The following is a 24,154-nucleotide window of genomic DNA, read 5'->3' on the forward strand; positions in this document are numbered from 1 at the left end:
TCACGTGTGCAATTTTATAAGTTTTTTTGCACTTAAGCCAAGTTTGCTGATGGGGCCGAGTTTTGAGATAACTTTAGCAGCAAAATGGAGACTGCCGCGCCAGCTCCATCTGTACGGTTGCCGACGTCGATCCGCCCCCCGTGCTCGTCCACGATTTTCTTGACCATGGGCAGGCCGAGGCCGGTGCCGCGGGCCTTGGTGGTGACATACGGTTCGAAGGCGCGCGCCAGGATGCGCGGCGCGAAACCGGGGCCGTTGTCGACGATCGCCAGGCGCACCGCGGTGCCCGCGAGTCCGTCGGCGCCGGTGTAGTGGATCGCCTCGGTGCTCACGTCCACGCGCGGCGAAGGCGCGTCCGGGCCGCGGTCGACCAGCGCATCCTGGGCGTTCTGCACCAGGTTGTGGATCACCTGGCGCAGCTGGGTGGCGTCGCCCATCACGCGCGGCAGGTTCGGCGCCAGGCTGGCATGGATCACGTCGTGGCCGTCCTCGGCCAGGTAGAGGTTCAGGATTTCCTCGATCAGGCCATTCAGGTCGAGCGGCTCGAGCATCGCCGGCGGCGTGCGCGCATAGTCGCGGAAGTCGTCGACCATGCGCTTCATGGCGTCGACCTGGTTGACGATGGTGGTGGTGCCGCGCTTGAGCAGCTCGGCCTCTTTCGGCGGCAGGCTGTCCTCGAGCTTCATCTGCATGCGCTCGGCCGCCAGCTGGATCGGCGTGAGCGGGTTCTTGATCTCGTGCGCCAGGCGCCGCGCCACCTCGCCCCAGGCCACCGAGCGCTGGGCCGTGATCACGTCCGAGATATCGTCGAACACGACGATGAAGCCGCTGTCGGCGCCCACCGGCAGGCGCGAGCCGCGCGCCAGCAGCACCAGGTCGTGGTCGTGTTCTTCGCCGGTGCCGCGGCGCGGGATCTCGATCTGCTGCTGCCAGTGGGCGCGCTTGCGCCGCTCGGCCGCCGAGTGCGCGCTCTGGGCCGAGAAGGCGCGCGTGATGCAGTTCGAGAAGTGTTCCAGGCCGGGGATCCGGGCCAGCGGTCCGGCCATCGCGCCGGGTTCCACCTGCAGGATGCGGTAGGCGGCATCGTTCGAGTTCACCACCAGTCCCTCGGCGTCGAGCACGATCACACCGGCCGACATATTGGCCAGCACCGACTCCAGGTGGGCCTTGGCGCTTTGCAGCGCGGCGCGGTTGCGTTCGACCGCGCTCCTGGCCTCGAACAGCTGGCCGGTCATGGCATTGAACGATTGCGTCAGCGTGCCCAGTTCGTCCTTCGTCTGGACGATCGGCCTGGGCGACAGGTCGCCTTCGGCCACCGCCTGCGTGCCCTCGGCCAGCACCAGGAGCGGCTGCGCCAGGTTGCTGGCGATGAGGAAGGCGCTGCCGACGGCGCCGAAGATCGCCAGCAGCAGGGTCAGCGACAGCATCCCGATATACATCTTGCGCAGGCCGGTGCGCGCCTCCAGGCGCAGCCGGTATTCGCTGTAGGCCGAGCGCAGCACCTCGGCGTTCGAGGCCAGGTTGACCGGCACCGACTGCAGCAGCTGCAGGTAGCGCTGCGGCGCGCCGGGCGGCTCGGGCACGGCCAGCACCACGCGCAGGCGCAGGCCGGTGACGGCGTCGAGCGCGCTCGAGACGCCATCGAGCCCCTCCTCGCTCAGGTCGCGGTCGACGCCGCCCTCGGCCAGCGCATACCCGCCCGGCATGGCCGCGCTCTTCAGCATGCGTTCGTTGGGTACGTCGGCCGCGAGGTTGGCGCCACGGTCTTCCAGCGCCGCGGCCAGCACCGCGCCCTTCTCGTCGACCAGCATCGCGCTCTGCAGGCCGGTGGTGTCGGCCAGCAGGCGCGCCAGCACCGGCTGCGCGCTCATGTCGCCCTGCCCGGCCAGGGTCGCGGCGGCGGTCTGCGCGGTCGCGCCCAGTTCGGCCAGCGATTCGTCGAGCGCGGCGCGGCCCAGGTTCAGGCCCGACTCGATCGCGGACTCGATCTTGACGTCGAACCAGGAATCGATCGAATGCGAGACGAACTGCACCGACACGATGAAGATCACCAGACCGGGCAGGATGCCGATGCCGGCGAACAGCAGCACCAGTCTCGCCATCAGGCGCGAGCCGAACTTGCCGGCCTTGTAGCGCGAATACAGGCGGCCGAGGGCGACCGCGACGAAGATCAGCAGCAGGAAGGCCACCGTGCCGTTCAGGCCGATCAGCCAGGCGTAGTAGCGGCCGAGGAATTCCGAATTGGCCGAGGCCGAGGCGAGCAGGAACAGCAGGATGGACACCACGGCTGCGCCCACGACGAGGGCGTAGCGCAAGACCTGGTTGACCGGTCTACTCTGCACGATAGACAAAGGTCTTCCGGCTGGACGTCAGGCGCCAGTCGGAGTCGTTGAAGGCGTTGACCTGCAGGGGTTTTTGCAGGTATTCGCGGTCCATGTACATGCGCAGCGAGACTTCATACTCTTCGCCCGGCTTGAGCTTGCCCTTGGGCGCGATCAGCCAGCGGGTCGGCCGGCGCACCATGAACATCGCATCCTCGAAGGTCTGGAAGCGCTCCTGGAAGGAGCCGACCACCGTCACGTAATACTGGCGCGTCAGCACGTCATAGGAAATGCGGATGGTGCGCTTGGCGGACACCGCCCGCTCGTCGCGCCACCACCAGCGCGGCCGCACCAGCTCGATCTCGGTGGTGAAATGCAGCTGCACGCCGTGCTGGAGCGCATCCCGCAGGCCGCTATTGAGCTCGAAATCGTAGACCGTGTTGAGCCGGTAGCCGTCGTCGCTCGCTTCGATCGCGGCGCGGCTGATCTCGATCCCGTCGGCCGCCTGCGCCGGTACCCACGCACCAACGCACGCAAGCGCCAGCAGCAGCTGGCAGGCGAGGAGGCGTAAAAGTCGTAACGTCACGGGTGAGCCGGGGCCTTAAAAAATGCGCGTAGTGTAAAAGAACTTACGCCGCTTTCTTCTGGAACAGGGCGTAGAACAAACCGTCATGATCCTGTCCGGCGCCGCCGAGCGGCAGGAGTTGGCCCGGCGCATCGAGGCGGACTGCGTCGTGGCGAGCCGCGAAAGCGGCTGCCTGCGCCTCCGATTCCTGGGGCCAGAGCGAACATGTCACGAACAGCAATTTACCATCGGGCAGCAACATCTGCCAAAGATTGTCGAGTATTTTGGAAGAAAGTGTTGCAAGTTGGGATGTATCCGACTTGCGGCGCAGCCAGCGGATATCCGGGTGGCGGCGCACGATGCCCGAGGCGGTGCACGGCACGTCGGCCAGGATACGATCGTATTGACGGCCATCCCACCAATCGCGGCTGCCGGCGTCGGCCGCCAGCAGGGTCGCGTCCAGGCCCAGGCGGCCCAGGTTGTCGCCCACGCGCGCCAGGCGCGCCGGGTCGGCGTCGACCGAAGTCAGCTGCACGTCGGCCGTCTCGAGGATGTGGCCGCTCTTGCCGCCGGGGGCGGCGCAGGCGTCCAGCACGCGCATGCCGTCCTTCAGGTCGAGCAGCGGCGCGGCCAGCTGGGCGCCGGCGTCCTGCACCGACACCACGCCATCGGCGAAGCCCGGGATCTGGGCCACGTTGATGGCCTGGGCCAGGCGCACCGCATCCGGCCCCACCTGTTCGGCCTGCAGGCCGGCGTCGTGCAGGGTGCGCAGATAGGCGGCGACGTCAAGCTTGCGGCGGTTGACGCGCAAGGTCAGCGGCGGATGGACGTTGCCGGCCTCGAGCACGGCTTCCCAGTCGCGCGGATAGGCCGCGCGCATGGTGTCGATCCACCACTGCGGATAATTGAAACGCGCCAGCGGCTCGCGCAGGGCCTGCGCGACCAGCGCTTCGCGCTCGCGCAGGAAGCGCCGCAGCACGGCATTGACCATGGCCTTGGCATGGGCGAAATCGGGATGGGCGGCGGCCGCGCTGACGGCCTGGTCGACCACGGTGAAGGCTTCATAGGGGGCGGCCTGGCCCTCGGGCGGATCGAGCAGGCTCAGGGCCGCGCACAGCAGGCCGCCCAGCATCGGCGGCTCGGGCGCCTTGCTCGTCATCAGGCCCAGCAGGGTCTCGCTGCGCCCCAGCTGGCGCATGGTGCGGTAGGCGATGTCCTGGATCGCGCCGCGCGCCTGCGGGGTGGCGTCGTAGGCGGCGAAGACGACAGCCAGGGCCTGCGGCAGCGCACTGCCGCCGCGCACGCGCGCCACGGCGCTGGCGGCGCCCAGCAGCGCCAGGGCCAGCGAATCGGACTTGAGGTCGGGACGGTAGTCGCGCTGTGGCGCGACTTTCACTTCGTGGCTCTGGCGCAGCCGGGGTTCCTCGCGCGCCGGGCGCGACTGGCCCGGGAAGTCGCCGCCCTGCACCCGCGGCGGCTTGCCGACCGGACGGCTGTCGGGGTTGGCCGGACGCGGCTGGCCAGATGCCGCCGGTCCTGGTTTGCCGCTGCCACGACCCGCGGCGCCCTGGCCGCCCTGCCCCGGATTGCGGCCGACCGCGCCACGGGCGCGCCGGTCGGCGGCGGGCCTGGCCTTGGGTTTCAGGGTGAGCGTTGGACGCTTGTCAGTCATGGCGAATAAAATGTTGCGAAAATGGGCTCTTATTGTAACGGTTATGCCTTTGGCGACGCTTAATATGGTTGTTGAACCGCCAATCGCGAACGCCGTGGCCAGCCAAAGCGTGGCGTCAAACTAGTATAATGTGCGCTGTTTGCCTGCTTTTCGGGCGCCGTCCATATTAGTAGCACCTTATTTCCGACCATTCCCATGCTCGCCCAACAAAAACAACAAATCGTTGCCCTGTTCCAGGCAGCCCTCGCCCCGATCGTCGCCGGCACCGACCTGGCCCCCAATGTGGTGCTGGAGCGCCCGCGCGATCCCTCGCACGGCGACATCGCCTGCAATATCGCCATGCAGCTGGCCAAGCCGCTCAAGACCAATCCGCGTGAACTGGCCACCCGCCTGGTCGCCGCGCTGCAGGCCGAACCGGGCGCGCAGGGCCTGATCGAATCGCTTGATATTGCCGGCCCCGGCTTCATCAACCTGCGCGTGGCCGCCGCCGCCAAGCAGTCGGTGGTGCGCAATGTGCTCGAGCAGGGTGAAGCGTTCGGCCGCGCCAGCGAAGCCAGCGGCCACCATGCGATCATCGAATTCGTCTCGGCCAACCCGACCGGTCCGCTGCACGTCGGCCACGGCCGCCAGGCCGCGCTGGGCGATGCGCTGTCGTCGCTGTTCGAATCGCAGGGCATCGAAGTGACCCGCGAGTTCTACTACAACGACGCCGGCGTGCAGATCGCCACCCTGGCCACCTCGGTGCAGGCGCGCGCGCGCGGCTTCAAGCCGGGCGACGCCGAATGGCCTGAGTCGGCCTATAACGGCGACTACATCGCCGATATCGCGGCCGACTTCCTGGCCAGGAAGACCGTGTCGGCCAGCGACGGCGCACCGGCCACCGCCAGCGGCGACGTGAACGACATCGAATCGATCCGCCGCTTCGCCGTCACCTACCTGCGCAACGAGCAGGACCAGGACCTGCAGGCGTTTGGCGTCAAGTTCGACAATTATTATCTCGAATCGTCGCTGTACGCCGACGGCAAGGTCGAGGCGGCGGTGCAGGCCCTGGTGGATGCCGGCAAGACCTATGAAGACGGCGGCGCCCTGTGGCTCAAGACCACCGACTACGGCGACGACAAGGACCGCGTGATGCGCAAGTCCGACGGCACCTATACCTATTTCGTGCCCGACGTCGCCTATCACATCCAGAAATTCCGCCGCGGCTTCGACCAGGCGATCAACATCCAGGGCAGCGACCACCACGGCACCATCGCGCGCGTGCGCGCCGGCCTGCAGGCGGTGAACATCGGCATCCCGCAGGGCTATCCCGACTACGTGCTGCACAAGATGGTCACCGTGATGAAGAACGGCGAAGAGGTCAAGATCTCCAAGCGCGCCGGCTCCTACGTCACCGTGCGCGACCTGATCGAATGGTCGGGCAATGGCGACGTCACGCGCGGCCGCGACGCGGTGCGTTTCTTCCTGATTTCGCGCAAGGCCGACACCGAGTTCGTGTTCGACGTTGACGTCGCCCTCGCGACCAACGACGAGAATCCGGTCTACTACGTCCAGTACGCCCACGCGCGCATCTGCTCGGCGCTGGCCAACTGGGGCGGCGACGTCGCCAGCCTGGCCAGGGTCGACCTGTCGCCGCTGACCGAATCGCACGAGTCGCAGCTGCTGGCCAAGCTGGCGGCCTACCCCGAGATGCTGCAGCGCGCCCAGGCAGAACTCGGCCCGCACCAGGTCGCGTTCTACCTGCGCGAACTGGCCGGCGAGCTGCACAGCTACTACTTCGCGCACAAGTGGCTGCTCGACGACGACGAGTCGCTCAAGCTGGCCCGCCTGGCGCTGGCCGCCGCCACCCGCCAGGTGCTGCGCAACGGCCTGGCCCTGATCGGCGTCTCGGCGCCGGACAAGATGTGAAGGGCGCCTCGAAAAACCGTCGCGAGCGGCAGCAGTTTCGGTCGAGAAGCGCAACCGTACGGCCGTACGGTGAGCACCGCAGACCGAAACTGCAACGCGCAGCAGGTTTTTCGAAGTGCCCTAAAGCGCAGGCAGTACCGGAACCGAAGCCCAACGTATCGTCACCAGAAAGCGTCATGACCGTCATCCGTACCGTATCGAAGCTCAGCCAACGCTACCAACGCGGCAGCACCCTGACCGGCATCATCATCGGCCTGATCATCGGGCTGGGTATCGCGGTGGCGGTCGCGCTCGTGATCACCAAGGGCGCCTCGCCGTTCACCGACCGCTCCAACAAGTTGGGCCGCCCGGCCGACCTCGAGCCGAGCCAGGCGTCCGACCCCAACAAGCCGATGTACGGCAACCGGGCGCCGGTGCCGGTGCCGCAGGCGCCAAGCCAGCCGAGCGCGCCGGCGAGCGTGCCGAAGGCGCCGCAGCAGCAACCCGATTCCGACCCGCTGGGCGCCGCCATCGCCGGCATGCAGGAGCCGCGCCCAAGCACGCCGCCACCGCCGCCGGGTCCGGTCAACACCGCCGCTCCCGCCTCCGGCGCCGCGGCCGTGACCGACGGCTACATCTATTACCTGCAGGCCGGCGCCTTCCGCGAGATGTCGGATGCCGAGAACACCCGCGCCAAGCTGGCCCTGCTCGGCTTCGAGGCCGCGATCAGCGACCGCAGCACCGACAGCGGCGTGCTGCACCGGGTGCGCGTGGGCCCTTACACGCAAGTCGAAGCCGTCAACAAGGCGCGCGCCAAGCTGCTCGACAGCGGCATCGACGTCGCCATCGTGCGCAACCAGCGCTGACCCCACGATGACGCGGACGGAGCGCGTCTTCATCACCGGCGCCTCAAGCGGCATCGGCGCCGCCCTGGCGCGCGAATACGCCGCGCGCGGCGCCACGCTCGGCCTGCTGGCGCGGCGGCGCGACCACCTGGTCGCGCTGGCCGCCTCGCTGCCCTCCCCCGAAAGGCATCACATCTACGCGGTCGACGTGCTCGACCGCGACGCCTTGTCCGCCGCCGCGCATGACTTCATCGCCGCCAACGGCGGCGCCGACGTCGTCGTCGCCAGCGCCGGCATCTCGCACGGCACGCTCACCGACCGCGCGGCCGACCTGGCCGTGTTCGACGCGGTGTTCGCCACGAATGTGAACGCCACGGTCGCCACCTTCGCCCCGTTCATCCCCGCCATGCGGCAGCAGGCGACGCCCTCCCGCCTGGTGGGCATCGGCAGCGTGGCGGGCGTGCGCGGCATGCGCGGCGCCGGCGCCTACTGCGCCAGCAAGGCTGCCGTGCACAGCTACTGCGAAGCGCTGCGGCTCGAGCTGCGCGCGACCAACATCCGGGTGGTGACGATCGCCCCCGGTTATATCGACACCCCCATGACCAGCAAGAACCGTTTTCCGATGCCCTTCCTGATGCCCGCCGACCGCTTCGCGGCGCAAGCCGCCGCCGTGATCGCGCGCGGCGACAGCTACCGCGTGTTGCCGTGGCAGATGGGCGCTGTCGCCAAGCTGCTGCGCCTGCTGCCCAACTTCGTGTTCGACCGCCTGTTCGCGCGCGCGCCGACCAAGCAGCGCCAGGGGGAAGCATGAACGCCGATGGCATCCGCGCGCTGTCGAAGGCCGGCGTGGCGGTCGACGTCGTGGCGCAGACCGGCTCCACCAATGCCGACCTGCTGGCGCGCGTCGCGCAACTGTCCGCGCCGCTGCTGCTGGTCGCCGAACACCAGACCGCCGGCCGCGGCCGCGCCGGCCGCAGCTGGCTCTCTTCGCCCGCAGGGTCGCTGACCTTTTCGCTGGCCTGGAAATTCGACGGCGGTCCGCAGCTTCTTACCGGCCTGCCGCTGGCGATCGGCGTGGCGCTGGCCGAGACGCTCGGCGCGCTGGGCCAGCAAGTCCAGCTGAAATGGCCGAACGACCTGCTCAAGGATGGCGACAAGCTGGCCGGCATCCTTGTCGAGACCCAGTCCGCGCCCGGCGGCGGCACCTGGACCGTGATCGGCATCGGCCTGAACCTCCTGATGCCGGACGAGATGGAAGCGCAGCTGGGGCGCAGCGCCGCCGGCGTGCCCTGGCTGGCGCGCATGAAGCGCGACGTCCTGATGGCGGCCCTGCTCGACGGCCTGGCCGCGGCGCTGACGGAGTTTTCCGCGCGCGGCTTCGCGGCCTTCGCCGCGCGCTGGAACCTGCGCCACGCCTGGCAGGGAGAGACCGTGGTCTTGCTGGATAACGGCGTGGTGCGCCACGAGGGCCGCGCGGCCGGCGTCGACGACAGCGGCCGCCTGCTGCTCGACACGGCGGAGGGCCGGATCACGGTGATGGCCGGCGACGTCTCGCTGCGGGTGAAGACATGATGCTGCTGATCGACGCGGGCAATACCCGCGTCAAGTGGGCGCTGGCCGATGCCGCCGCCACTCCCGGTCAGTGGCGCTCCCACGGCGCCGTCCTGCATGCGCAGCTCGGCGAGGCGGCGGCCGAATGGGCGGCCGCCGGCGCCACCCGCGCGCTGGTGTCGAACGTGGCCGGTCCGCAGCTGGCCGCGCGCATCGCGCACCTGCTGCCGTCCGGGGTCGAGGTCGAATGGTTCGCCTCAACTTGTGAGCGCGCCGGCCTGCGCAACGGCTACCGCGAGCCGGGCCGGCTGGGCTGCGACCGCTTCGCCGCCGCCATCGGCGCCCGCGCGCTGGCGCCCGGCCAGGACCTGATCGTCGCCACTTGCGGCACCGCCACCACGGTCGACGCGGTCACGGCGGATGGCTTGTTCGTAGGCGGCATGATCCTGCCCGGGCTGGCGCTGATGGCGTCCAGCCTGGCCAGCAATACGGCGCAGCTGCCGCAGGTGGCGCCGGGCGCCCTGCCCGCGCTGTTCGGCGACAACACGCATGACGCGATTCTCTCCGGCGTGCTGTCGGCCCAGGCCGGCGCGATCGAACGCGCCGTGGCCGGACACCGCGCGTCGGCCTGCATCGTCTCGGGTGGCGCCGCGCCATATATCGCGCCGGCGCTCAAGGTCGCGCACCAGGTGGCCGATAATATCGTGCTGGTCGGCCTGCAGGCCGCGGCCGCATCGACGAAAGGGGAAACGGCTTGCTGAAATTCCTATTCTGGGCGCTGCTGGCCGCGAACGCGGCGCTGCTGGCCTATGGCCAGGGCGTCCTCGGCCAGCCAGGGGCCGGCGAGCGCGAGCCGGCGCGGCTGAAGAACCAGCTGGCGCCCGAACGCATCACGCAGCTGACGGCGGTCGAGGCCAAGCGCGCGCTCGACAAAGCCGAGCAGGAAGAAGCCGGAGAGGCCGCGCCGCCGGAGGCCGCCCCGCCTGCGCCTGCGCCTGCGCCCACGGCGCCGGTAACCGTCGCGGCCAACCTGGTCGCCTGCGTCCAGACCGGACCTTTCAGCGCGGCGGATGCACGCCGTTTCGAAGCGCGGGTGGCAAGCCTGGGCCTCGCGGCGCGCCAGTCGCGGGTCGAGGTCCCCTTCCAGGAAGTGACCAGCCGCCTTGTTTACCTGCCGCCGAACGGGGGCCGCGAAGGCGCCCAGCGCCGCGCGGCCGAGCTCAAGGAAAGCGGTGTCGAGAATTTTTACATCATGCAGGGCGACTCGCCGCTGCGCTGGGCCATCTCGCTGGGCGTGTTCAAGACCGACAGCGCGGCCCAGAAGCTGGTGGCCCAATTACAGCGCCAGGGCGTGCGCGGCGTGCAGGTGTTGCCGCGCGGTCCGCAGGGTACGCGTACGGCGTTCCAGTACCGCACGATCGAGCCAGCGCTGCGTACGCGGCTGGCCAGTTTCGCCAGCAATTATCCAGGCGCGACACTGGGCGATTGCCGTTAGCCCCCGTTACCCAACTGGCGCAGGCGTGCACGCACCAGTTGCGCCAGCGTGGCATCATCGAAAGCGCTTGCCAGCTGTTCCAGCCATTCGATCTCGCCCTCGCGCGTCCATTTTTCCAGCAGGTCCCTGAAATACGCCATGTCGCGCAGGCCGCCCTCGCCCTCGGCCTGCATGACGGGAAGACGGACATTGGCTTCGACAGGGTCCGGCGCCAGCGCGTACAGCGCGCGTGCCTTCGCATCATCGCTTGCGCGGCCCAGCCCGCCCTCGTGGATCAGGCCAAGCCAATATTTGGCGGCCGGTTGACCGGTCATGGTCACGCGGCACGCCGTCGCCCTTGAAATACATGACCCCGAGCCGCGAAGTACCAAGGAACTCATCGCCGTCAGCCGCCGCCGTCATCCAGCGCACGGCTTGCGCCATGCCCTGGGCCGGCTTGCGATACCAGGCTACGGCCTGCTTCATGTCCTTGGTCAGCCCCTCCCCATTTTCTTACATATCACCCGGATCGCGCTGGGCGTGCATAAGCGGCATCGAAAACGCCGCGCGCCGCCGCACGCTGGTAGCAGTGCGAGTTCTCGCCGATCGCGACGCGGACATAGCGGATCTCGTCCCGCACCCATTGCAGGGCGGCGACGGCCTGCGCCGAGGGCGCGCCCTGGCTGCGGAACCGGTTGGCCAACGACGCGAGCGCGCGCCTGCTGTCCGGTGGCGGGAACAAACCGCTGGCCCAGCGGGCGCCGCTCGACCGGCGACGCGCGGTCCCACGCACACTCGTCGAACCACTGTTTCCCGAGTACCGAGTGGGCGCCCGCCACGCCATGGGTCAGCCACAAGGTATCGCCTAGCCGCACGTCTTCCAGCTGACGTTGCGCTGCGGCGCCGTAGAGCCTCCGCGGGTGTCGAAAATCTTTACATCAAGTTATACGCAATAAAGCTCAAGTTAATCAAAACAACGGCTTAGCACGCTGGCACGGTAGTTGCATATATTCAAAATAAGTTGTTCTGGTAACATATAAATTATCTTGGGGAAATCATGAAAAAGATGTTTGGTACTGCACTGCTGGCTGTTGCTTGCGCAATCTCGACCTCGGCCTCTGCCGCGGTCCTGGAAATGGACAGCACGTTTAGCCCTGGAAAGCTGTCGACCGGTAGCTACAATCCCGTCTACGGCGGACTGTCCAACCTGACCGGAAACTATGAGGTCAACAGCCTCTCGTTCTCCTTCACCTTCCTGGACGATGGTACGGATACCTGGAGCAAATCGACCAGGACCACGACCACCTATGGCAATTACCAGCCGCACCCGTGGACCAACTGGATGTACCGCGAAGTCGGCGTGACCAATACGACCACCAAGACGTCCGAGCAGGAGCGCGCTACGCTGACGTTCGGCGATCTGGTGCTCGGCAGCGGCGCGACGACGCTGCACACGACGCAGGAAACGACCGGTTCGTACTCCTCCCTCCACTACGACGGGGCGGAGTGCAGGAACCAGAAACACAAGCAGAAGTGCACTTACTACAAATCGGTCGTTACCAATACCGATGTCCTGATCAAGAACGACTACAAGGGCGGCTTCGAGCTGACCGGCACGATCACCGAAAAGTCGCTCATCCAGCAGATGCTCGAACATGGCGCACTGTCGCTGAACCTCGCGATCGGCGGCGACCTGATGCTGACCGGCAGCAAGGTCTCGCTCGACTACACGCAGATCGAGATCCCGGCCGAAGTCCCTGAGCCGTCGAGCGTGCTGCTCGCAGGCGCCGGCCTGGCCGCCATCGGCTTCCTGCGCCGCCGCCGCAGCGCCGCACAGGCATAAGCGGTTTCTTTCCGCTCGAAGAAATGGCCGGTTCGCCGGCCATTTTTCATGGGCGCTGCACCGGCGCCCGCGTTCGACCGGTGGGCCGATCAGCGCTGGACCACGATCGGCTTGAAGCCGAGGCTGGCCGGCAGCGCGCGCATCGCCTCCATCGCTTCGGCGCGGCTGGCGTAGGGGCCGCCGTACAGGCGGTTCAGCGAACCCACCTTGACCACTTCGAGCTTGCCCAGCTCGACGCCGGCATTGGTAATCTTTTCGCCCATCGCCTCGGCGGTGCCGGCCCTGCCATAGGCCCCGAACTGGATGAAATAGCGGCCGGCGCTCGCCGGCGCCGGCGCCGGCGCCGGCGCCGACTCGGGCTCGACCTGATTCACCAGCGCCGCGCTGTCGGAATGGATGCGATCTTCGAGCATCAGCGCCTCGATCTCGGGCGGCGCCGACTGCGCGATCGATGCGACTTCGCGGCGCGCGGCCGCGACCTGCGCCGGCGGGACGATCGGATCGCCCGGGAACAGGCGCTCGATCTCGACTTCGTGGCTACCTTTACCCAGCAGCCCGAGCTTGAGCGCCGCCGTATACGACACGTCGATGATGCGGCTGGAATGGAAGGGACCGCGATCGTTGATGCGCACCACCACCGAATTGCCGGTATCGAGGCTGGTGACGCGCACGTAGGATGGAATCGGCAGGGTCGGATGCGCGGCCGTCATCTTGTACATATCGTACAGTTCGCCGGACGCCGTGCGCTGGCCGTGGAACTTCACGCCATACCAGGTGCTGACGCCACGCGCGCTGTACGGCTGGTCATTCCCCAGCGGTGTATAGGTCTTGCCCAGCACCGTGTAGGGACGGCTGGTCCACTTGTTGAAGGGCTCGGCCTTGACCACGGCGTCCGGCACGTCGAGCAGGCCGTCGGGGATGTCGTCGCCCGGGCCGTCGTCCTTGTAGTAGCCGCCGCGGCCCGACTTGGCGGGCGGCAGCTGGGGCGCCTTGCCATGCTTGGCGGTCGGTTTATGTGGCCAGGGGAAAGGATTGAGGCGCTTGTGTTCCCCAGTGCTGCTGCAGGCCGATACGAGAATGGCAACCGGTATGACCGCCAGGAAGCTTGTACGAACGCCCATTGGCTGTCCTTTATGAGGGTTTAGGTCTGCACGAGTTTACGATGTCTTTGGATACTCATCAATATGCCGGCGCCAAGGCCGAGCGTGATGAAGGCCGTGCCGCCATAACTCATGAAGGGCAGCGGCACCCCCACGACGGGCAATATCCCTGAGACCATGCCCATATTGACGAAGGCATAGGTGAAGAAAATCATCGCGATCGAACCGGCCAGCAGGCGCCCGAAAGTATTCGGGGCATTGGCCGCGATCATCAGGCCGCGTCCGATCAGGAGGAGGTAGACGAACAGCAGGAACAGGTTGCCGATCAGGCCGAATTCTTCGGAATAGACCGAGAACACGAAGTCGGTGGTGCGTTCCGGCACGAACTCCAGGTAGCCCTGGGTGCCCTGCATATAGCCCTTGCCGGACACGCCACCCGAACCGATCGCGATGATCGACTGGATGATGTGGAAGCCCTTGCCCAGCGGGTCGGAGGTCGGATCGATCAGGGTCATCACCCGCTGGCGCTGGTAGTCGTGCATCATCGACCAGCCGATCGGCAGGAAGGCCAGCAGGCTCACCGCCACCGCCACGATCGCCTTCCACGACAGGCCGGCCAGGAAGATCACGTACAGGCCCGACGACGCCACCAGCAGCGAGGTGCCGAGGTCGGGCTGCTCCATGATGAGGGCGACCGGGATCATCAGGATCACGGCGGCCACGAGGTAATGCCTCCAGCCGGCGACCTGGGCCCGGGTCTGGAAGTACCAGGCCAGCATCAGCGGCAGGCCGATCTTCATGATCTCGGAAGGCTGGATGTCGATGACGCCGATGTGCAGCCAGCGCTGCGCGCCCTTCTTGATCAGGCCGAACATCGCGACCGCGACCAGCAAGGCCACGCCGACCGCGTAGACCGGCACCGCGAGCCGCATCAGGGTCTGCGGGGCGATGTTCGCGGCAATCCACATCACCGCGAAGGACAGCAGGAAGTTGCGGATCTGGTGCTCGACCCGGTCCGGGAAGTCGGCGCCGGCCGACATCATGGTGACCATGCTGATCGTCACCAGCATGGCCAAAATCAGGGTCAGCGGCAGGTCGAACACCATGAAGTAGGGGCGCAGGCGGCGGCGCAGCGAGCGCCGTTCTGGAATATGGGCCATGGCTTATTCGGTCCTGGTTGCGGTAACGGGGGCCGCGGCGGAAGACGCGGCAACGGCGACCGGGGCCGGCGCAGAAGCAGGGGCAGGAGCAGGCGCCGCCTTCCTGACGGTGACGGGACGGGCGCCGCGCTGTGATCCCGACGCCGGTTCCGGCGGCGGCGCCGGACGCTTGCCGAGGATCGCGTAGTCGAGCACCTTGCGCGCGATCGGCGCCGCCACGACGCCGCCGAAACCGGCATTCTCGACGATCATCGCCAGCGCGATGCGCGGCTGCTCGACTGGCGCGAAGGCGGTGAACAGCGCATTGTCGCGATGGCGTTCGTCGATCGCGTTGGCATCGTACTTCTTGCCGCGCAGGCCGATCACCTGCGCGGTGCCGGTCTTGCCGGCCGAGGTATACGTGGCGGTGGAGAAGGCGCGTTGCCCGGTGCCTTCGCGCATCACGCCGGCCATCGCATCCTTGATGAAATCGAGGTGCTCCTGCTTCATGGACAGGCGCCGGGTTTCCTTGGGCACGGTCAGGGTGCGCTCGCGGGTCACGCCATCTTCCACCATCTTGACCAGGTGCGGCTTCATCACCACGCCGTCATTGGCCAGGATCGCGGTCGCATGCGCCAGCTGCAGCATCGTGTAGTGGTTGAAGCCCTGGCCGATCGAGATCGAGATGGTGTCGCCGCCCACCCATTTCTGGGCCGCGCGGTTGCGCTTGAAGCGTTCTGCCTTCCATTCCTTCGACGGCAGCACGCCGACTTTCTCATGATCGAGGTCGATCCCGGTCGGCTGGCCGAAGCCGAACTCGCGCATGAACTTCGAGATGTTGTCGATCCCCATCTCGTTGCCCAGCTGGTAGTAATAGGTGTCGCAGGAGTGAGCGATCGAGTGGTACATATTGACGATGCCATGACCGCCCGGCTTGTCGTCATTGAAGCGGTGCCCGCCCAGCATGAAGAAGCCGGGGTCGCGGATCGCGTCGTGCGGACGGCGGTAGCCCAGCTCGAGCGCCGCCAGCGACATGAAGGGCTTGAAGGTCGAACCGGGCGGATAGGTGCCCGACAGCGGACGGTTCATCAGCGGCCGGTCGAGCGAGGTGTTCAACTCGTTCCAGCTCTGGTAGTCGATGCCGTCGACGAACAGGTTCGGATCGAAGCCGGGCCGCGAGACATAGGCCAGCACGTCGCCGGTCGACGGTTCGATCGCCACCAGCGCGCCGCGCTGGTCGCCGAAGGCTTCCTCGGCGATCTTCTGCAGCTCGATGTCGATCGACAGGATCAGGTTGCTGCCCGGGACCGGCGGCGTGCGCTTGAGCGTGCGGATCGCGCGGCCGCCGGCCGAGCGCTCGACCTGCTCGTAACCAGTCACGCCGTGCAGCTGGCGCTCGTAGCGCTTCTCGACGCCTTCCTTGCCGATATGGTCGGTGCCGTTGTAGTTGGCGGCGTCGTCGCCCTCCTCGATCGCGGCGGCTTCCTTGGCGTTGATCCGGCCGATGTAGCCGATCACGTGCGAGGCCACCTCGCCCATCGGATACTGGCGGAACAGGCGCGCCTGCACCTCGACCCCGGGAAAGCGGAAGCGCTGGGCGGTGAAGCGCGCCACCTCGTCGTCGGTCAGGCGGGTGCGCAGCGGCACGCTGGCAAAGCTGCGCGACTCTTCGCGCAGGCGCTTGAAGCGGCGCCGGTCGCGCGCATCGATCTCGACCAGCTTGGCCAGTTCGTCGATCACCGATTCCAGGTCGGCCTGCAGCTTGGACGGCGTGATCTCGAGCGTATAGGCGGAATAGTTGCGCGCCAGGACCACGCCGTTGCGGTCCACGATCAGGCCCCGGTTGGGCACGATCGGCACCAGCGCGATGCGGTTGTCCTCGGCCTGCGCCGCGTACTGGTCGTGGTGCAGCACCTGCAGCCAGACCACGCGCGCGACCAGCAGGCCGAAGCAGATGAAGACGAGCGCCACCAGCGCCGTGAGGCGCATCCGGAACTGGTGGATCTCGCGGTCGCTGTCCTTGAACTCGGTCATTCTGGATAAACCTGGTGGAAACGCCCGGTCAGATCGGGCGGGTATGGTCGCGGTCGACGGCGCGCCGCTGGGGCGCCAGCAGCAGCCAGGTGATCACCGGCCACAGGGCCACCGCCACCACGCTCTCGACGAACGGCAGCAGGCCGGGGAAGCGGCCTGACACCACCATGTGCACGACCAGCTGGATGGCCTGGGCCAGCAGCAGCAGCGGGAACACATGCATGGCCTGGGTCAGCAGCGGGAACCATAGCACGCGGCGGTGGATCATGATGGCCAGGTAGGACAGCACGGTGTAGGCGAGCGCGTTCTCGCCCAGCAGGCTGGCGTCGTGCACGTCCATCAACAGGCCCATGCAGAAGGCGACGCCGATGCCGACCTTGCGCGGCTGGTGGATGCCCCAGAACACCAGCACCAGCGCGACGAAGTCGGGCGCCCCGACCCAGCGCCCCCAGGGCATCAGGTTGAGCATGAAGGCGCACACCAGGCTGAAGGCGATGAACAGCGGGCTGACGGGCAGCAGGATGTAATGCGGACGGCGACCGGGCATGGCGGCTTACTCCGTTCGGGCGGCCGGCGTGGGCGCGGTCGCGGTCGTTGCAGGTGGCGTGGCGGCCGGCGCCGCCGGACGTGGCGTGGGCTGGGCCGCGGGCGGCGTCGCCGCAGGCTGGTTGGCTGGCGTCGGCGTAGGCGCGCCGTTGGCGGCGGCGGGCGCGCCGGCCGCCGGCAGCGGCGCGGCAGGCAGCGGCGGCGTCGGCACCGCCGGCATCTTCGGCATATTGCGCCGGCTGCCGCTGTACGGCGCCTCGGGCGCCGGGCGCGGCGGCAAGGGGTTGTGCGACATGATCACCAGCACCTGGCGATTGCGGTCGATGCCGGCCAGCGGCTGGCCGACCACGCGGCCGAACGAGCCGGCCGCCTTCTCGACCTGGGTCACGCGCGCCACCGCCAGGCCGGCCGGGTACATTCCGTCCAGGCCCGAGGTCACCAGCACGTCGCCGACCTGGATGTCGGCGTCCTGGGCCACGAAGCGCAGGTCGAGCAGGCCGGTATTGCCGCGGCCATAGACGATGCTGCGCAAACCACTGCGCAGCACCTGCACCGGAATGGCCTGGTCCTTGTCGGTCAGCAGCGTGACTTCGGAGGTGAACGGAAACACGCGGGTGACCTGGCCGACCACGCCGGCGTGGTCGATCACCGGCAGCCCGAGCGACACGTCGTCGCGCGAACCGCGGTTGATCACGATGCGGCGGGTGGACGGGTCGCGCGCGTCGTACAGGATCTCGGCCATCTGCGACTGCACCGGCAACTGCTGCTTGCCTTCCATCAGGCGCCGCAGGTGCGCGTTCTCGGCCATCTGGAACTGGGCCTGCTGCAGCAACTGGGCGCGCGCCAGCTCCTGGTGCTTGAGCGCCTGCACTTCCTTCTGCAAGGTCGACAGCGACGAGAAATAATCGCCCATATTGGCCAGCGCCTCGCGCGGCATCAGGGCCGCCATCTGCATCGGATAGAGCACGGTGGCCGCCACCTGGCGCACGCCGGACAGCAATCCCATGCGGGCGTCGACGAACAGCAATACGATGGCGATCAGTGCGCAGACCGTCGCCTTGACTCGTGCTGGGGCGCCTTGTTTGAACAGCGGCGGAGGACTGTATTCCATGACGTCCGTTGGTGGTAACGCGGGCGATCAATACCAAGGCGGGCAGATGCGCGCAGCTTGTGACCGCACGCCCTGCCCGCCCCGGTCGATCACGTGCGTCTTATTCGTACGAGAAGATCGAACCAAGCTTGTCCATGCGCTCGAGGGCCATGCCCGAGCCGCGCACCACGCAGGTGAGTGGATCTTCGGCGGCCAGCACCGGCAGGCCGGTTTCTTCCATCAAGAGGCGGTCCAGGTCGCGCAGCAGCGCGCCGCCACCGGTCAGCATCATGCCCTTCTCGGCGATGTCGGCGCCCAGTTCCGGCGGCGCCTGCTCCAGCGCGTTCTTCACGGCCGACACGATCTGGTTCAGCGGATCGGTGAGGGCTTCCAGGATCTCGTTGCTCGAAATGGTGAACGAGCGCGGGATGCCTTCCGACAGGTTGCGGCCCTTGACTTCCATTTCCTTGACTTCGGAACCCGGGAACGCCGAGCCGATCGCCTTCTTGATCGCTTCGGCGGTCTGTTCGCCGATCAGCATGCCGTAGTTGCGGCGGATGTAGTTGACGATGGCTTCGTCGAACTTGTCGCCGCCCACGCGCACCGAGCCCTTGTAGACCATGCCGCCCAGCGAGATGATGCCCACTTCGGTGGTGCCGCCGCCGATGTCGACCACCATCGAGCCGGTCGCTTCCGAGACCGGCAGGCCGGCGCCGATCGCGGCCGCCATCGGCTCTTCGATCAGGTACACCTGCGAGGCACCGGCGCCGAGCGCCGATTCGCGGATCGCGCGGCGCTCGACCTGGGTCGAGCCGCAGGGCACGCAGATGATGATGCGCGGCGACGGACGGAAGAATTTCGAGTCGTGCACCATGCGGATGAACTGCTTGAGCATCTGCTCGGTGACGGTGAAGTCGGCGATCACGCCATCCTTCATCGGGCGGATCGCTTCGATATTGCCGGGAACCTTGCCGAGCATCTGCTTGGCTTCCTTGCCGACTGCCTGGATGGTCTTCTTGCCGTTCGGGCCACCTTCCTGGCGGATCGCGACCACCGACGGCTCGTCCAGGACGATGCCCAGGCCGCGGACGTAGATCAGCGTGTTGGCGGTGCCAAGGTCGATCGCCAGGTCATTCGAGAAGTAGCTGCGTAAAAAACCAAACATGGGTGTCCTGATGCGCATCAATGTGCGCCTAAACATTGATCGGGGATTCTGTGCCGCACCTGCCAAGCTTGGGCACCGCGGACTTCGCATGCGCGGGCGCCGGGCTTTCGGCACGACAACGCATTAGCCCGCCATTCTACCTTATAATTTGTCGTTTACATGCTGAATACAGGTGGTTTTGCCCACCGAATTGCAAGCGATTTGGACGGTGTTTGCAGGGTTTTATCGCCTTTAAGAAGCCGTTCGCTGACAACTTGCTAACATTCATTATTCGCCGAATCACTTTTTGCGCGCTGATGGCGTGCCATATAGCCATGTCCCTGACCCTTTCCGACGTAAAACGCATCGCCAACCTGGCCCAGCTCGACATGGACGACGCCCATGCCGAGACCGCGCTGGCCGAGTTGAACGGCATCTTCGCGCTGGCCGAGCAGATGCAGGCGGTCGACACCACCGGCGTGGCGCCGCTGGCCCAGCCGCTGTCGGCGATCCTGGCCCTGCCGTTGCGCCTGCGCGACGACGTGGTCACCGAAGAGAATCGCCGCGACGACTACCAGGCGCCGGCGCCGAAGGCGCAGGATGGCCTGTACCTGGTGCCGAAGGTCATCGAGTAAGTCTGCCTCAGAAAATCGCTAAAGAATCGACACGCACATGCATAACAAGACCATCAAGGAGCTGTCCACGCTCCTGCACTCGAAACAGGTGTCCGCGACCGAGCTGGCGCGCCACTACCTCGGCCGCATCGACGCGAGCGGGCACAACGCCTTCCTGCACGTTGACCACGAGCTGACGCTGGCCCAGGCCGCGGCCGCCGACGAACGCCTGGCGCAGGGCACGGCCGGCCCGCTGACCGGCGTGCCGATCGCGCACAAGGACATCTTCGTCACCCGCGGCTGGCGCACCACGGCCGGCTCGAAGATGCTGGACGGTTACGTCAGCCCGTTCGACGCGACCGTCGTCGACCGCTTCAAGGCGGCCGGCATGGTCACCCTGGGCAAGGTCAACCTGGACGAATTCGCGATGGGTTCGGCCAACGAGAACTCGGCCTATGGCGCGGTGAAGAACCCGTGGGACGCGAACGCCGTGCCGGGCGGTTCGTCGGGCGGCTCGGCCGCGGCGATCGCCGCGCGCCTGGCCCCGGCCGCCACCGCGACCGACACCGGCGGCTCGATCCGCCAGCCGGCCGCCTTCTGCGGCGTCACCGGCATCAAGCCGACCTATGGCCGCGTGTCGCGCTTCGGCATGATCGCCTTCGCCTCGTCGCTGGACCAGGGCGGCCCGATCGCCCAGACCGCCGAGGATTGCGCGCTGCTGCTCAACGAAATGATCGGCTTCGACGAGCGCGATTCGACCAGCCTCACTGTCGAGCAAGGCAATGTGCGCGAAGACTATACGCGCGACCTGAACAAGCCTTTGGACGGCCTGCGCATCGGCGTGCCATCGGAATACTTCGGCGAAGGCCTGGCTAGCGACGTCGAAAGCGCGGTGCGCGCGGCGCTCGATCAATTCGTGGCGCTGGGCGCTGTATTGGTCGATGTTTCGCTGCCGAAAACGGCGCTGTCGATCCCGACCTACTACATCATCGCGCCGGCGGAAGCCTCGTCGAACCTGTCGCGCTTCGACGGCGTGCGCTACGGCCACCGCGCGGCGGAGTACAAGGATTTGCAGGACATGTACCGCAAAACCCGCGCCGAAGGCTTCGGCAGCGAGGTGAAGCGCCGCATCATGGTCGGCACCTATGTGCTGTGCCACGGCTACTACGACGCCTATTACGTGCAGGCGCAAAAGATCCGGCGCCTGATCGCCGACGACTTCCAGGCGGCGTTCGCCGACAAGTGCGACGTGATCATGGGACCGGTGGCGCCGACGGTGGCCTGGGACCTGGGTTCGAAGACCAATGACCCGGTGGCGAACTACCTTGCCGACATCTTCACGCTGTCGACCAGCCTGGCCGGCCTTCCCGGCATGTCGATCCCCTGCGGTTTCGGCTCCGGCAAGGATGGCGGTGAAGCGAACGGCAAGCGCCCGGTGGGCCTGCAAATCATCGGCAACTACTTCGCCGAGGCGAAGCTGCTGAACATCGCGCACCAGTACCAGCAGGCGACCGACTGGCACAAGCGTACGCCCGTAGGCGTGTAATCCCCGACGCTACTGAACAAAGAGAGAACACTATGCAATGGGAAGTCGTCATCGGTCTTGAGAACCACGTCCAGCTCACGACCCAATCGAAAATCTTCAGCGGCAGCTCGATCCGCTTCGGCGCCGAGCCGAACACGCAGGCCAGCCCGGTCGACCTGGCGCTGCCGGGCGTGCTGCCGGTGCTGAACCGCGGCGCGGTCGAGCGCGCGATCCGTTTCGGCCTGGCGGTCGGCGCAAAAATCGCGCCGCAGTCGGTTTTCGCGCGCAAGAACTACTTTTATCCCGACCTGCCGAAGGGTTACCAGATCAGCCAGTTCGAAGATCCGGTGGTCCAGGGCGGCACCATCAGCTTCGCCTATGAAAAAGACGGCAAGCTGGAGACGAAGACCGTCAACCTGACCCGCGCCCACCTCGAAGAGGATGCGGGCAAATCGCTGCACGAAGACTATGCCGGCATGAGCGGCATCGACCTGAATCGCGCCGGCACGCCGCTGCTCGAGATCGTGTCCGAGCCCGAGATGCGCAGCGCGAACGAGGCCGTCGCGTATGCCAAGGCCCTGCACTCGCTGGTGATGTGGCTGGGCGTCTGTGACGGCAATATGCAGGAGGGTTCGTTTCGCTGCGACGTCAACGTCTCGGTGCGCCCGGTCGGCCAGAAGGAATTCGGCACCCGCTGCGAGATCAAGAACCTGAACTCGTTCCGCTTCATGGAAGAAGCGATCCACTACGAGGTGCGGCGCCAGATCGAGCTGATCGAGGACGGCGGCAAGGTGATTCAGGCGACGCGCCTGTGGGACCCTGACCGCAAGGAGACGCGCTCGATGCGCACCAAGGAAGACGCCCAGGATTATCGCTACTTCCCCGACCCGGACCTGCCGCCTTTGGTGATCGGCCAGGACTGGATCGACCGCGTGAAGGCCGAGATGCCCGAACTGCCGGGCGCCCTGCGCGCGCGCTTCACGGGAGAATACGGCCTGCCGGAGTACGACGCCCTGGTGTTGACTTCGTCGAAGGCGATGGCGAACTACTACGAAGCCGTGGTGGCGAAGGCCGGTAAGGAAAACGCCAAGGCCGCCGCCAACTGGATGATGGGCGACGTCTCGTCGACCCTGAACCGTGAAGGTGTCGACCTGGCCGACTCGCCGGTAAGCGCCGCCCAACTGGCGCTGCTGCTCAAGCGCATCGCCGACGGCACGATCTCGAACAAGGCCGGCAAGGAAGTCTTCGCCGCGATGTGGGAAGCCGGGTCGGACGACGAGAACCTGGCCGACACCGTGATCGAGCAGAAGGGCCTGAAGCAGATCTCGGACACGGGTGCGCTGGAAGCGATCGTCGACGAAGTCCTGGCGGCCAACGCCAAGTCGGTTGAACAATATCGCGCCGGCAAGGAAGCAGCCATCAACGCCCTGATCGGCCAGACGATGAAAGCCTCGAAAGGCAAGGCCAATCCAGCCCAGGTCACCGAACTGCTGAAGCAAAAACTCGCCGGCTAAATCCCTTTCAGCCCATCGACAATGAGGGTCAGAGTAGAATTACTGAGCAATTTCTTAAGATTGCCGGCAATTCGACGCTGACCCTCATGGCTTTCATACCCAAGAAATTATTCAGGTCGGGCACCCTGTCCCCACTTAATGAGCTTATGCGAGAAATTGCTCAATAATTCTACACTGACCCTCATTATTAAGACGGCTCAGGATTCCCTCGAGTCAGCAATTGCCAGGCGTAATCCTCAAGCACTCACGACACTTTCACCTCTTATTTCAGATGGCAATTGAATCGAGTCCGCAGAACAACTAATTAAACAGGGTCAACGTCGAATTGTTTGACAACTTTGAGGAATTGTCCAATAAATCTACTCTGACCCTAATTAATTTGCACGACTTTCTGCAAATCTAAATTAGGGTCGGAGTCGAATTGTTTGACAACTTTGAGGAATTGCCCAATAAATCTACTCTGACCCTAATTGATGGGTTATTGTTTTAGATGCCGTAGCGGGTGCGGTAGGCGGCGACGGCGTCTTTGTGCTGGGACAGGCGCGCGTCCTGGGTGTGGGTGTCGAGGTAGGTGAACAGGTCGCTCAGGTTGGCGATCGAGATCACCGGGATGTTGAATTCGCGCGACACTTCCTGGACTGCGGACAGCTCGGACAGGGCGTCGTCCTTGCCCGAACGCTCCATGCGGTCCAGCGCAATCAGGACCGCGGCCGGTTCGGCGCCGGCGGCGCGGATCATCGTCACCGATTCGCGCACCGAGGTGCCGGCCGAGATCACGTCGTCGATGATCACCACTTTACCCTGCAGCTTCGCGCCGACGATGGTGCCGCCCTCGCCATGGTCCTTCGCTTCCTTGCGGTTGTAGGCGAACGAGGTGTCGCGGCCCTTCGCGGCCAGGGCCACGGCCGTGGCGCTGGCCAGGGTGATGCCCTTGTAGGCCGGGCCGAACAGCATGTCGAATTCGACGCCCGAATCGAGCAGGGTCTGGGCGTAGAACTGGGCGAGCTTGCCCAGCGTGGCGCCGTCGTGGAACAGGCCGGCGTTGAAGAAGTACGGCGACAGGCGGCCGGCCTTGGTCGTGAACTGGCCGAACTTCAATACCTCGGCCTCGACCGAAAACCCGATGAATTGCTGGCGCAGATCGCTCATGTACTCTCTCCCTGAATGTCGAAAGCGGCTATTTTAATCCCTTGGCGGCGTGCAGGCGACTACCGGTCATCGGCCGCCCGGCCGTCGCCCCCCGCGCTGGCCAGCCTCACGAACGGGTCAAAAACACGCTACACTGTGCCG

The 24,154-nt window shown here is 66.4% G+C and carries 23 protein-coding genes and 1 pseudogene; 10 read left to right on the forward strand and 14 right to left on the reverse strand.

From position 1 onward, the window contains the following. Positions 1–32 precede the first annotated feature (32 nt). Genes DIR46_RS09940 through rsmB form a run of 3 tightly spaced genes read right to left on the reverse strand, consistent with a single transcriptional unit; the run spans position 33 to position 4,558 of the window. Positions 33–2,342, reverse strand: a complete 2,310-nt coding sequence (locus DIR46_RS09940) for a sensor histidine kinase (protein WP_109345100.1) — start codon at positions 2,340–2,342, stop codon at positions 33–35. Further along, complete coding sequence (locus DIR46_RS09945) at positions 2,332–2,907, reverse strand: DUF4390 domain-containing protein (RefSeq protein ID WP_109345101.1); 576 nt, start codon at positions 2,905–2,907, stop codon at positions 2,332–2,334. Before DIR46_RS09945 ends, DIR46_RS09940 begins: the two co-directional genes overlap by 11 nt. Before the next feature lie 43 nt (positions 2,908–2,950). Then, positions 2,951–4,558, reverse strand: a complete 1,608-nt coding sequence (rsmB, locus tag DIR46_RS09950; protein WP_229446562.1) for a 16S rRNA (cytosine(967)-C(5))-methyltransferase RsmB — start codon at positions 4,556–4,558, stop codon at positions 2,951–2,953. A 195-nt stretch (positions 4,559–4,753) separates the two neighbouring features. On the opposite strand from rsmB, the gene argS reads away from it, so the two are divergent. From argS to DIR46_RS09980, 6 genes are all read left to right on the forward strand, one after another. Further along, on the forward strand, positions 4,754–6,466 hold the full coding sequence (argS, locus tag DIR46_RS09955; protein ID WP_109345102.1) for an arginine--tRNA ligase: 1,713 nt from the start codon (positions 4,754–4,756) through the stop codon (positions 6,464–6,466). Between the two features lie 176 nt (positions 6,467–6,642). Continuing rightward, positions 6,643–7,311, forward strand: coding sequence for an SPOR domain-containing protein (locus DIR46_RS09960; protein WP_109345103.1), 669 nt, complete (start codon positions 6,643–6,645; stop codon positions 7,309–7,311). A gap of 7 nt (positions 7,312–7,318) precedes the next feature. Beyond that, the gene (locus tag DIR46_RS09965) at positions 7,319–8,101 is read left to right on the forward strand and encodes an SDR family oxidoreductase (RefSeq protein ID WP_109345104.1); all 783 of its coding nucleotides are present in this window, start codon (positions 7,319–7,321) and stop codon (positions 8,099–8,101) included. Further along, positions 8,098–8,862 carry a biotin--[acetyl-CoA-carboxylase] ligase gene (locus DIR46_RS09970; protein WP_109345105.1) on the forward strand — a complete coding sequence of 255 codons (765 nt, stop codon included), beginning with the start codon at positions 8,098–8,100 and terminating at the stop codon, positions 8,860–8,862. The genes DIR46_RS09965 and DIR46_RS09970 overlap by 4 nt, the downstream gene beginning before the upstream one ends. Beyond that, positions 8,859–9,602 (forward strand): type III pantothenate kinase, encoded by a 744-nt coding sequence (locus DIR46_RS09975; protein WP_109345106.1) that lies wholly within the window; start codon positions 8,859–8,861, stop codon positions 9,600–9,602. Before DIR46_RS09970 ends, DIR46_RS09975 begins: the two co-directional genes overlap by 4 nt. Further along, positions 9,596–10,336, forward strand: a complete 741-nt coding sequence (locus tag DIR46_RS09980) for an SPOR domain-containing protein (RefSeq protein ID WP_109345107.1) — start codon at positions 9,596–9,598, stop codon at positions 10,334–10,336. The genes DIR46_RS09975 and DIR46_RS09980 overlap by 7 nt, the downstream gene beginning before the upstream one ends. Here DIR46_RS09980 and DIR46_RS26560 read toward each other — a convergent pair. The 4 genes and pseudogenes from DIR46_RS26560 to DIR46_RS09990 all read right to left on the reverse strand — a co-directional run bounded on the left by DIR46_RS26560 (position 10,333) and on the right by DIR46_RS09990 (position 11,057). Next, positions 10,333–10,650, reverse strand: a complete 318-nt coding sequence (locus DIR46_RS26560) for a hypothetical protein (protein WP_162819483.1) — start codon at positions 10,648–10,650, stop codon at positions 10,333–10,335. The genes DIR46_RS09980 and DIR46_RS26560 overlap by 4 nt on opposite strands. Next, on the reverse strand, positions 10,577–10,759 hold the full coding sequence (locus DIR46_RS27930) for a hypothetical protein (RefSeq protein WP_370659970.1): 183 nt from the start codon (positions 10,757–10,759) through the stop codon (positions 10,577–10,579). The genes DIR46_RS26560 and DIR46_RS27930 overlap by 74 nt, the downstream gene beginning before the upstream one ends. A 12-nt stretch (positions 10,760–10,771) precedes the next feature. Continuing rightward, positions 10,772–10,828, reverse strand: a pseudogene (locus DIR46_RS27935) (hypothetical protein); the annotation flags it as partial. Between the two features lie 7 nt (positions 10,829–10,835). Beyond that, positions 10,836–11,057: a hypothetical protein gene (locus tag DIR46_RS09990; RefSeq protein WP_162819484.1), complete on the reverse strand. Its 222-nt coding sequence runs from the start codon at positions 11,055–11,057 to the stop codon at positions 10,836–10,838. A 315-nt stretch (positions 11,058–11,372) separates the two neighbouring features. On the opposite strand from DIR46_RS09990, the gene DIR46_RS09995 reads away from it, so the two are divergent. Beyond that, a complete protein-coding gene (locus DIR46_RS09995) occupies positions 11,373–12,158 on the forward strand; it encodes a PEP-CTERM sorting domain-containing protein (protein WP_109345110.1) in 786 nt (261 codons plus the stop codon). An 89-nt stretch (positions 12,159–12,247) separates the two neighbouring features. On the opposite strand, the gene DIR46_RS10000 is transcribed toward DIR46_RS09995, so the two are convergent. The 6 genes from DIR46_RS10000 to DIR46_RS10025 form a co-directional block, all read right to left on the reverse strand. Further along, a complete protein-coding gene (locus DIR46_RS10000; protein ID WP_109345111.1) occupies positions 12,248–13,279 on the reverse strand; it encodes a septal ring lytic transglycosylase RlpA family protein in 1,032 nt (343 codons plus the stop codon). Between the two features lie 20 nt (positions 13,280–13,299). Continuing rightward, entirely contained in the window at positions 13,300–14,418 is a 1,119-nt protein-coding gene (gene rodA, locus DIR46_RS10005) for a rod shape-determining protein RodA (protein WP_109345112.1), read from the reverse strand. A 3-nt stretch (positions 14,419–14,421) separates the two neighbouring features. After that, a complete protein-coding gene (gene mrdA / locus DIR46_RS10010; protein WP_109345113.1) occupies positions 14,422–16,431 on the reverse strand; it encodes a penicillin-binding protein 2 in 2,010 nt (669 codons plus the stop codon). 28 nt (positions 16,432–16,459) lie between these two features. Beyond that, complete coding sequence (gene mreD, locus DIR46_RS10015) at positions 16,460–16,978, reverse strand: rod shape-determining protein MreD (RefSeq protein ID WP_109345114.1); 519 nt, start codon at positions 16,976–16,978, stop codon at positions 16,460–16,462. Positions 16,979–16,984: 6 nt separating this feature from the next. Further along, positions 16,985–18,088, reverse strand: a complete 1,104-nt coding sequence (mreC, locus tag DIR46_RS10020; RefSeq protein WP_109345115.1) for a rod shape-determining protein MreC — start codon at positions 18,086–18,088, stop codon at positions 16,985–16,987. Between the two features lie 100 nt (positions 18,089–18,188). Then, positions 18,189–19,232 (reverse strand): rod shape-determining protein, encoded by a 1,044-nt coding sequence (locus DIR46_RS10025; protein WP_005667820.1) that lies wholly within the window; start codon positions 19,230–19,232, stop codon positions 18,189–18,191. A 314-nt stretch (positions 19,233–19,546) separates the two neighbouring features. Here DIR46_RS10025 and gatC point away from each other — a divergent pair, with 314 nt between their 5' ends. The 3 genes from gatC to gatB are packed head-to-tail and all read left to right on the forward strand — an operon-like array spanning position 19,547 to position 22,864. Next, positions 19,547–19,846: an Asp-tRNA(Asn)/Glu-tRNA(Gln) amidotransferase subunit GatC gene (gene gatC, locus DIR46_RS10030; protein ID WP_109345116.1), complete on the forward strand. Its 300-nt coding sequence runs from the start codon at positions 19,547–19,549 to the stop codon at positions 19,844–19,846. Positions 19,847–19,883: 37 nt separating this feature from the next. Continuing rightward, positions 19,884–21,371, forward strand: coding sequence for an Asp-tRNA(Asn)/Glu-tRNA(Gln) amidotransferase subunit GatA (gatA, locus tag DIR46_RS10035; protein WP_109345117.1), 1,488 nt, complete (start codon positions 19,884–19,886; stop codon positions 21,369–21,371). Positions 21,372–21,403: 32 nt separating this feature from the next. Next, positions 21,404–22,864 (forward strand): Asp-tRNA(Asn)/Glu-tRNA(Gln) amidotransferase subunit GatB, encoded by a 1,461-nt coding sequence (gatB, locus tag DIR46_RS10040; protein ID WP_109345118.1) that lies wholly within the window; start codon positions 21,404–21,406, stop codon positions 22,862–22,864. A 486-nt stretch (positions 22,865–23,350) separates the two neighbouring features. Here gatB and pyrE read toward each other — a convergent pair whose 3' ends face one another. After that, a complete protein-coding gene (gene pyrE / locus DIR46_RS10045) occupies positions 23,351–24,013 on the reverse strand; it encodes an orotate phosphoribosyltransferase (RefSeq protein WP_109345119.1) in 663 nt (220 codons plus the stop codon). Positions 24,014–24,154: the final 141 nt, after the last annotated feature.

Origin of the sequence: Massilia oculi, from assembly GCF_003143515.1 — a bacterium.
In the GTDB taxonomy this organism is placed as follows: Bacteria; Pseudomonadota; Gammaproteobacteria; order Burkholderiales; family Burkholderiaceae_D; genus Telluria; species Telluria oculi.

Bases quoted from the DNA above. Each gene is read 5' to 3' on its own strand.
- rsmB (WP_229446562.1), bottom strand. From the start codon at position 4,558: ATGACTGACAAGCGTCCAACGCTCACCCTGAAACCCAAGGCCAGGCCC.
- argS (WP_109345102.1), top strand. From the start codon at position 4,754: ATGCTCGCCCAACAAAAACAACAAATCGTTGCCCTGTTCCAGGCAGCC.
- DIR46_RS09960 (WP_109345103.1), top strand. From the start codon at position 6,643: ATGACCGTCATCCGTACCGTATCGAAGCTCAGCCAACGCTACCAACGC.
- DIR46_RS09965 (WP_109345104.1), top strand. From the start codon at position 7,319: ATGACGCGGACGGAGCGCGTCTTCATCACCGGCGCCTCAAGCGGCATC.
- DIR46_RS09970 (WP_109345105.1), top strand. From the start codon at position 8,098: ATGAACGCCGATGGCATCCGCGCGCTGTCGAAGGCCGGCGTGGCGGTC.
- DIR46_RS09975 (WP_109345106.1), top strand. From the start codon at position 8,859: ATGATGCTGCTGATCGACGCGGGCAATACCCGCGTCAAGTGGGCGCTG.
- DIR46_RS26560 (WP_162819483.1), bottom strand. From the start codon at position 10,650: ATGACCGGTCAACCGGCCGCCAAATATTGGCTTGGCCTGATCCACGAG.
- DIR46_RS27930 (WP_370659970.1), bottom strand. From the start codon at position 10,759: ATGGCGCAAGCCGTGCGCTGGATGACGGCGGCGGCTGACGGCGATGAG.
- DIR46_RS09995 (WP_109345110.1), top strand. From the start codon at position 11,373: ATGAAAAAGATGTTTGGTACTGCACTGCTGGCTGTTGCTTGCGCAATC.
- DIR46_RS10000 (WP_109345111.1), bottom strand. From the start codon at position 13,279: ATGGGCGTTCGTACAAGCTTCCTGGCGGTCATACCGGTTGCCATTCTC.
- rodA (WP_109345112.1), bottom strand. From the start codon at position 14,418: ATGGCCCATATTCCAGAACGGCGCTCGCTGCGCCGCCGCCTGCGCCCC.
- mrdA (WP_109345113.1), bottom strand. From the start codon at position 16,431: ATGACCGAGTTCAAGGACAGCGACCGCGAGATCCACCAGTTCCGGATG.
- mreD (WP_109345114.1), bottom strand. From the start codon at position 16,978: ATGCCCGGTCGCCGTCCGCATTACATCCTGCTGCCCGTCAGCCCGCTG.
- mreC (WP_109345115.1), bottom strand. From the start codon at position 18,088: ATGGAATACAGTCCTCCGCCGCTGTTCAAACAAGGCGCCCCAGCACGA.
- DIR46_RS10025 (WP_005667820.1), bottom strand. From the start codon at position 19,232: ATGTTTGGTTTTTTACGCAGCTACTTCTCGAATGACCTGGCGATCGAC.
- gatC (WP_109345116.1), top strand. From the start codon at position 19,547: ATGTCCCTGACCCTTTCCGACGTAAAACGCATCGCCAACCTGGCCCAG.
- gatA (WP_109345117.1), top strand. From the start codon at position 19,884: ATGCATAACAAGACCATCAAGGAGCTGTCCACGCTCCTGCACTCGAAA.
- gatB (WP_109345118.1), top strand. From the start codon at position 21,404: ATGCAATGGGAAGTCGTCATCGGTCTTGAGAACCACGTCCAGCTCACG.
- pyrE (WP_109345119.1), bottom strand. From the start codon at position 24,013: ATGAGCGATCTGCGCCAGCAATTCATCGGGTTTTCGGTCGAGGCCGAG.